This is a genomic window from Ruminococcus sp. N15.MGS-57 (assembly GCF_000980385.1).
Classification (GTDB): domain Bacteria; phylum Bacillota; class Clostridia; order Oscillospirales; family Ruminococcaceae; genus Hominimerdicola; species Hominimerdicola aceti.
In genome coordinates, this window is sequence record NZ_LARF01000057.1 from 1 (window position 1) to 7,682 (window position 7,682).

At 43.0% G+C, this 7,682-nt stretch carries 6 protein-coding genes; 3 read left to right on the forward strand and 3 right to left on the reverse strand.

Annotation, left to right across the window (positions count from 1 at the left end; all coding sequences use genetic code 11):
- Together WS40_RS09670 and WS40_RS09675 are read left to right on the forward strand one after the other, a co-directional pair.
- The coding region (locus WS40_RS09670; RefSeq protein WP_046441912.1) for a fibronectin type III domain-containing protein at positions 1-1,065 on the forward strand (1,065 nt) is incomplete at its 5' end.
- Between the two features lie 665 nt (positions 1,066-1,730).
- Complete coding sequence (locus WS40_RS09675) at positions 1,731-2,501, forward strand: hypothetical protein (protein WP_325208518.1); 771 nt, start codon at positions 1,731-1,733, stop codon at positions 2,499-2,501.
- Between the two features lie 161 nt (positions 2,502-2,662).
- On the opposite strand, the gene WS40_RS09680 is transcribed toward WS40_RS09675, so the two are convergent.
- The 3 genes from WS40_RS09680 to WS40_RS09690 form a co-directional block, all read right to left on the reverse strand.
- The gene (locus WS40_RS09680; RefSeq protein ID WP_333632148.1) at positions 2,663-3,760 is read right to left on the reverse strand and encodes a glycerol dehydrogenase; all 1,098 of its coding nucleotides are present in this window, start codon (positions 3,758-3,760) and stop codon (positions 2,663-2,665) included.
- 210 nt (positions 3,761-3,970) lie between these two features.
- Positions 3,971-5,293, reverse strand: coding sequence for a sensor histidine kinase (locus WS40_RS09685; protein ID WP_046441914.1), 1,323 nt, complete (start codon positions 5,291-5,293; stop codon positions 3,971-3,973).
- A complete protein-coding gene (locus WS40_RS09690; RefSeq protein WP_022286578.1) occupies positions 5,293-6,006 on the reverse strand; it encodes a LytR/AlgR family response regulator transcription factor in 714 nt (237 codons plus the stop codon). The genes WS40_RS09685 and WS40_RS09690 overlap by 1 nt, the downstream gene beginning before the upstream one ends.
- Positions 6,007-6,232: 226 nt before the next feature.
- Here WS40_RS09690 and WS40_RS09695 point away from each other — a divergent pair.
- A partial coding sequence (locus WS40_RS09695; protein ID WP_046441917.1) for a GLUG motif-containing protein occupies positions 6,233-7,682 on the forward strand: 1,450 nt, incomplete at its 3' end.

Below are 7,682 nucleotides of genomic sequence, written 5' to 3' on the forward strand. Positions count from 1 at the left end.
CCGACCTGCACATCAGAGGGTACAAAAACAAAGACTTGCACAAAGTGCAATGCGACAGTTACAGAAAAGCTTCCTGCAAAGGGTCACACTGCAGTTACCGATAAGGGCTACCCTGCTACTTGCACCACCGCAGGCAAAACAGACGGCTCACATTGTTCAGTTTGCAATACTGTTATCAAGGCTCAGACAGTGATAAATGCCACAGGTCACAAATCAAGCGGTTGGATAACTGACAAGGCGGCTTCTATCGGAGTTAAAGGCTCAATGCACAAGGAATGTACAGTCTGCAAGAAAGTTCTTGAAACGGCTGAAATCCCTGCACTTTCAAGAATTAGCATTTCAAAGGCAAGCGTGACACTTTCCACTTCGACCTACGCTTATGACGGCAAGGCAAAGAAGCCTGGTGTAATGGTCAAGCTAAACGGCAAAACTTTGAAGAATGGTACAGATTACACAGTTTCCTATTCAAACAACACCAAGGTCGGAACAGCAAAGGTCACTATCACAGGCAAGGGCAATTACACAGGCTCAGTTTCTAAGACCTACAGTATCAAAAATAACTTCAAGAAAGCCACCATTTCAGGCATTTCAAACAAGTCATACACGGGCAAGAACATCACTCAGAGCATTACTGTTAAATACAATGGCAAAGCACTGAAAAAAGGCACTGACTATACAGTTTCATACTCAAGCAACAAGAATATAGGTACTGCCACTGTAAAAGTCGCAGGAAAAGGCTCTTACACAGGCACTATCACAAAGACATTCAAGATAAATCCTGCCAAGCAGGAGATACAGAAGCTCACGGCTAAGAGCAAGGCATTCTTTGTGGATTGGGCGCAGAAAGGTTCTGCTACCGGATACGAGATACAGTACGCTACCAACTCAAAGTTCACAAGTGCAAAGAAAGTTACCATAACAAACAACAAGACCGACAAGACCACTATTTCAAAGCTTTCAGGCAAAAAGAAATACTATGTTCGTGTTCGTTCGTACACAACTGTAAAGGGTACTAAGTATTATGGTGCTTGGTCGGCTTCAAAGAGTGTTACTACTAAGAAATAATTTTATATGAGAACAGCGTATCGCAGGGGGCTGCGGTACGCTGTTTTATTTTTACTTTGATATTGCAGTTCGAGGCCTCAAAAATTATTCTTTTCCTAGTCTTTCAGAAACTTCAAGCACCAATCGTTGGTCTTTTTCCGAAAGTTTCGACCCTGCACCCAATTTCCGTCTTACTTTGGGTAGGACGGATTTTTTTTGTTCCCGGTGAGATAGAATTGCGTTATGATAAATTTTGAAATCACTCGCCGTGACGGGCATTTTATGTACTCATGTCCCTTGTGCATATGTGCTAAGCCCGCAAGATCGCAATTGTATGTAATGTCGAAAAGGTGAATATAGTCTTGACAAAAGACCGGACGTCTGTTAAACTTATCCTAAGCAAAGACTGGGGACGACACCCATAGAAAATAACAGCGTCGGAGCTAAACGCAAGCCTGTGTAATGCAGGCACTAATTTAATATTGCTGTGCAAGGGGGAGATACCCATAGAAAAAAACGTTGTTGTTACAGACATAAACGGAAAACGAATCGGAGCTACCTATCCCAAAAGGGCTAAGGGGCTTGTTAAGAACGGTCGGGCAGAGTATGCAAGCGACTGTGAAAAATGTACTATAAGAATGTTGGATACTCATAAGCCGACCGTTGATAATACGGAGGTAAATAATATGAGTAAAGTAATTGATTTTGACCCTAGAGATTTCAAGGCTGATAAGTCCTGCGAAAACAATGTTATAGCTAAATATTTTGTGACCGATAAGGACGGCGAAAACGTTATCGCCTATTCTATTGGAAACTGGAATTGGGACTGGACGCAGATATGCTGTGACAAAAAACTTGAGAAAAATACCGACTATGTTTTCAGATTTGTGATAGTCGGAGGCTATTGCAATACGTGCAATGAAACTTCTCGTTTTGAGATCGTGCCTATGCCAGACGGCAGCTTAACCGATGAAGCTTACGAAGACAGATACACCTACGATTTGGCTCAGAACAGATATAAGCCTGTTTTATGCAAAAAGACCGACGAGGGTATGCTGAGGCTGTTTGAGATACCTTTCAGCACCTTTGATTGCGAAGATTTCAGGTTTGTATTCATTGCTATGCACGCTGTTGCAACGCTTTATGCGCCAAAAGAGTTTTCAGCTTATGCAGACCTTGAGGATACGAATTTTGACCAGCTTCGTGATGAGATCAACAGCAAAAACAGCGAGGATAATTCTGCAAATGTGGTGATGGATTTCACAGGCGCTCATGTCACACGCTCGACTGTCACCGATCTGCTGACAATGGCTCGTTTTGGTAAAAATGAGAATATTTGTATTGATTTTACAGGAGCTGTCATAGAGGACGATAAGCCGGACGATATTCAGGCTGACGCAGATGATACCGGGTCTGACGATATTGCTGTTGAGCTTATGGACGTTGCAGACAACTGAGCTTCGCAGGAAGATATACTTTACTAAGATATTATGATTTAATAAGTTGATCCAAACAGAGAAACCCATTGATCGGGTTTCTCTGCTTTTTTTTGCACAAAAAACCACCCACAGCCAAATCAGCCGTGGGTGGCAATATTATTTTAAATATACACTATCCCTTATTTGTTCAATGCTATCTTGCCCATTGCGTCTGCCTGCATGATAGCGTCATAAAGCTCGATAGGCTGTACGTCGCCTGCAAGATTGTGGATAGTTTCACCCGGGATACAAGCGTTCTTTGCGATAGTTTCTACCTGCTCAGGTGTAGTTACACCGATCTCCTCGAGTGTGACAGGAAGTCCCACTTCAAGGCAGAAGTTCTGTACCTCTTCAAACTCTTCCTTTGGCGCACCCTCAAGTACAAGCTGAACCAGTGTACCAAGGGCTACACAACAGCCGTGGTCTGCGTGCTTGATTCCCAATGATGTTACGCCATTGTAGAACGAGTGTGCAGCCGCACAGTTTACGTTGTCTGCTCCAACGCCTGAAAGATATACGTTAGCCTCGCAGATAGCTTCAAGGGCAGGTGTAACTGCGTGTACCTTGCAAGCCTCAACTGCCTGCTTGCCGTATGTTTTCAGCGTGTCATAGCAAAGTCTTGCAAGTGCCTGTCCTGCTCTTGTGATGCCTGTGCCTTCAAGGCTCGCAGACTCTGTTCTTATGGAAGCTCTGCCCTCAAAATATGTACCAAGTGCATCGCCCATGCCTGCAATAAGGAACTTTACAGGTGCGTTTGCGATAACTGTTGTGTCTACCATTACTGCGTCTGGATTGGTAGGATAGAAAAGATATTTGTCAAAGCTGTGGTCATCATTGTATATTACTGACAGTCCTGTGCATGGCGCATCTGTTGCCGCAACTGTTGGCACGATAACAATGTGCTTGCCTGTGTAGTATGCTGTAGCTTTTGCAGTATCAACTGCGCTTCCGCCGCCAACTGCAACTACTGTGTCGATGTTGTCAGCCTTTACTATCTCTTCCATTTTGGCTATCTCGCCCTTGCTTGATATACCACCAAATACTTCATAGCGTCTGTAATCGTCAAGTTCGCCAAAGCTTTTCTCTATCTTGTCATGACAGGCTTTGTAGCCACTGTTTGAACATACAAACAGCCACCTTTTGCCCATATAGCCCATTTCTTCATGAAACTTAAGTGTAGCATCTCTGCCCTGAACATATTTGAGCGGCTCACGCATTGCTCTGAGTCTTCCCATCATAATGAATTACCTCCGATTTGTTTGATTTATTAACTTTATACGGAATTCTCTCCGTATTTTCAACTAGATTATAGCACTTTGCACAAAAGATACAAGAAACATTTTATAAATGATATGTGAATTATTTGTTGTGGCAACATTTGAAAATGTAAAGCTTGGAGGACGATAAAACAGAAAAAGCGGAGGCTCTTTGCGAGCTTTCCGCCTTTTTCATATGTTCAGCATTACGGAAGCGTAAAACATTCCGTCACCGTATTCAAATTTAGCTACACCATTGTATTTGGCGGCAATGTTCTTGACAGACTCTGTGCCGATCCCTTTGCCTTTGCGTTTTGAGGAAAGGAAACCACCTTCTGGGTCGGTGAGGATAGTTCCGGTGAAGGTGTTGTCCACCGCCAGGCAAAGGGAATAGCTGTCAGCCTTTGCTCTGATTATTATTTTTTTATTCTTTGCACTGTCAGACACGCAGCCGTGAATGGCGTTTTCGATAAGATTTCCGAAAAGCACAGAGAGGTCGGTTATGTCTATTTTTATATCATCTGGTATGTCAGCGCTCACCTTGTATTCAATGCCGCTGCTTTCCGCTATTTGAGCAAAATATGCAAGAAGTGCGCTTACAGATGTGTTTTTGCAGTAAATGCGTTCTGATATATCGGGCATAGAATCCCTGAAAGAATTGAGATATTCTGAAAGCTTATCGTATTCGCCCTTTTTCAGAAGCTCCTGCATAAGAGCGATATGATGTCTGACATCATGCTTATAGCGTCTTGTTTCTTTTATCTTATCCTGCAAATAGTCATATTGCAGGTTCTGCATTTCAAGCAGGTGGTTATTTTCCTGAAGCCGCAGATTTTTCTGCTGTTCGCTGACCAGCCGTGCCACGATGTAATACACCAGAAACGCCCCTGCGTTTATAAAGAACAGAGCTATGGTGTTCTTTGGCTCCAGAGCAAGCTCTAAGCTGCTTTTCGTAGAGTTGCCGTAGAGCGTATAGTACCATATTATATAGAACGTAAATGGGATAAGCCAAAGATAGCGCCACTCCAGACCTGACGGCTCTTTTTCCACCGCAGGTGTGTAGACCTTTTTCATGTAGATAAAAAGCGGCCCCCATACCACGGCTTCTGTCATAAGCATACAAAGGGAAAACGACCAGCGGTATGATTCATAGGCAAGTGACGGGAACAGAATGCCCTCCAGACATTTTGAGGTAATGACGATAAAGCTTGCGTTATTTGAAAGCAGAAGCAGTGTGAAGCCTGTTTTGCCGACCTTGACCTTCACAGCGAAAAAGTAAAAAGCCGCATAGAGCAGGGTGCTGACTGCACTTAGCAGACCTGCATTTGTGCTGAAAAATGCCGCCTGCCAGCCTAAAAAGATCTGCACCAGTGAAAGAGCCACAACAAGTCCCACGGTAGCTGTTTTGGAAAAGCGAAGCCTATGCCGGAAGGGATAAAGGGCAAGCACCATAAGTGGCAGAAAATTCAGAAGGGAATATATGCCCACTTCCACAAGGCGGTATAAAGGAGGCATTACTGCTCACCGCCTTTTCGCAGATCACTGAAGCGAAACTGAGCGAAGGCGTCTAATGTTTCTCTGGATTTTCGGCGACTTATGGGGATATGTGTGCCGTCGCTCATTATGAAAAGGTCGCTTTTTTGCTGGGCTATCTCATAGAAATTCACGATGACGCCTTTGGTGGAAGTGTAAAAGTATGAATGACTGCAAAAAATGCTCTCGATCTCAGCGAAAGAATTTCTTGAAACTATGCTTTCACCGTCTGTGCAATGGATAGTCACGATATGTGACGCACAGTCTATGTAGATAACATTTCTGAGTATCACGTTCTGACCGTCGGGAAGCTTAACGGAACGCATACGATCAATTTCATCAGAACCGATCCGGTCAAGCATGGCTTTTACTTTGTCAGCCTGAAAGGGCTTGCAAAGATAGTAGCAGGCGTTGAGGTCGTAGCTTTCGCTTGCAAACTCGTTGCTTGAAGTGCCGAATGCGATATGCACGTTTTTGTCTGTTTCACGAAGCTTTTCTGCCACCTCTATCCCTGTCATTTTCCCCATGAATATATCAAGCACCACCAGATCATAAGCTCCCATCTGCCAGCATGACAAAAAGCTTTCTCCGCTTGAAAACGTATCTATCTGACAGCTGTGAGCGGTTTGTTCGGAAATATATTCATGAAGAAGTGCAAGGTCGTTTTTATTATCGTCTACCAATGCCACTCTCATACTGTAAAAATCCTTTCTTATACATGATTTCTTAATATATAATAACACACATCAAAGCAAAATTCAAGCATTATTCATTTATTTTGTTACCGCTTGTGCAGATTTTTGACCGTTTGTGCTAATTTTATTGACAAAGTGTGTAGGCCGTGTTAAAATAATCGAGTAAAACTATGTTCTGAGTAAAAAAAGAAATATCAGCAACGAAAAATATTATGGAGGAATTAGAATGAAAAAGAAAATTTTAAGTCTTTTGGTGACGGGCTGTCTTTTGTTTGTGCCGACAACGGCATTTGCAGACGATAATAAGACGGTAATAAAAACTGTTGACGACCTGTTGGCGTTTTCAAAAGCGGTAAACAACGGAGATTATGACAAGAATAAAGACGCAGTTGTTGTTCTTGAAAATGACCTTGACTTGACAGGTGTTGTATGGACGCCTATCGGAAACGTTTTCGATGAAAACGGCTATATTGAACATTGTTTCAGCGGCAAATTCTACGGAAACGGTCATACTATTTCAAACATTGATTTTACGTCTATTTATGGTAAAGATTTGTTGGTCGGTTTCTTTGGCGATATTGAGGAAGCAGAGGTATCAGGTCTGACTATAGAGGGAAATCTGGATGTGACAAATACTGATAACGAATATACTGTTTATGGCACTATTGCAGGATTTGCAGGTGATTGTACTATTTCTGATTGTGTGTCAAACGTATCGTTCAACAATAACGGCAAATATGTTTATGGCTTCATAGGCATGGTAGGTCAGGCATACGGCACAACTTTTGAATATTGTGAGAACACAGCAGACATAACTATCTCAGGCGACAACGAAAGTGTTTATGTGGGCGGTATAGTTGGATATGCGCAGATTGGAACGGAAGTCCGCTATTGTTCAAGCACAGGCGATATGGTATATGCTGCACCAGACGCCGGCGGTATCGTAGGACGTTTGTATGGCGATTCCAAGGTCATAAACAGCTATGTTACAGGAAAACTCACGCCGGTTGGCAACGGAACCACAGATGTAGGCGGTATCGTTGGTTCAGTAGCCGGCGGTTCTGTAAGTGATTGCTATTTTGCAGGAGAAATTGACCTTTCACAGTACTCAGCCAAAAAGCCATATACACGTTTCGGCGGAATAGTGGGGAAGGATTCCTCGTCTACAACTGACTTTAAAAACAACTATTTCACAGAAACAGAAAATGTTGAAGCTTGCGGTTCAAATAAAGAAGCAGGCAAGGCTAAATCATATGACTATATGACAACAAAAGAATTTTATGACGAGTTGACAGCTGGCGGTGCAAAGTATCAGTATGTTGAGGGAAAAACACCTGTCCTGCCAACTAAGGAATATGCAGTTGATTTTGAAGTAACACCTGCTGACCTGAAAAATGTTGTAATAAAGGTAGACGGAAAAGAGATAACAAACAATACTGCAATGCTTACAGCAGGCACTTACACTGTAGATGTAACTGCTGACGATTGCGAGCCTCTCAGCAAGGAAATAACTATTTCAGCAGATATCGCAACACATACACAGGCTTTTGAACTTGCATACAAGTCAGCAGACTACACAGAGCTTGACAAGGCAGAGAAAGCCGCAAAGGCTCTTAACAAGGACGATTATGAGGACTTCTCAGAAGTCGAAAAGGCTCTTGCCGCTATCGACAGAA

Bases quoted from the DNA above. Each gene is read 5' to 3' on its own strand.
- WS40_RS09690 (WP_022286578.1), bottom strand. From the start codon at position 6,006: ATGAGAGTGGCATTGGTAGACGATAATAAAAACGACCTTGCACTTCTT.
- WS40_RS09680 (WP_333632148.1), bottom strand. From the start codon at position 3,760: ATGATGGGAAGACTCAGAGCAATGCGTGAGCCGCTCAAATATGTTCAG.
- WS40_RS09685 (WP_046441914.1), bottom strand. From the start codon at position 5,293: ATGCCTCCTTTATACCGCCTTGTGGAAGTGGGCATATATTCCCTTCTG.
- WS40_RS09675 (WP_325208518.1), top strand. From the start codon at position 1,731: ATGAGTAAAGTAATTGATTTTGACCCTAGAGATTTCAAGGCTGATAAG.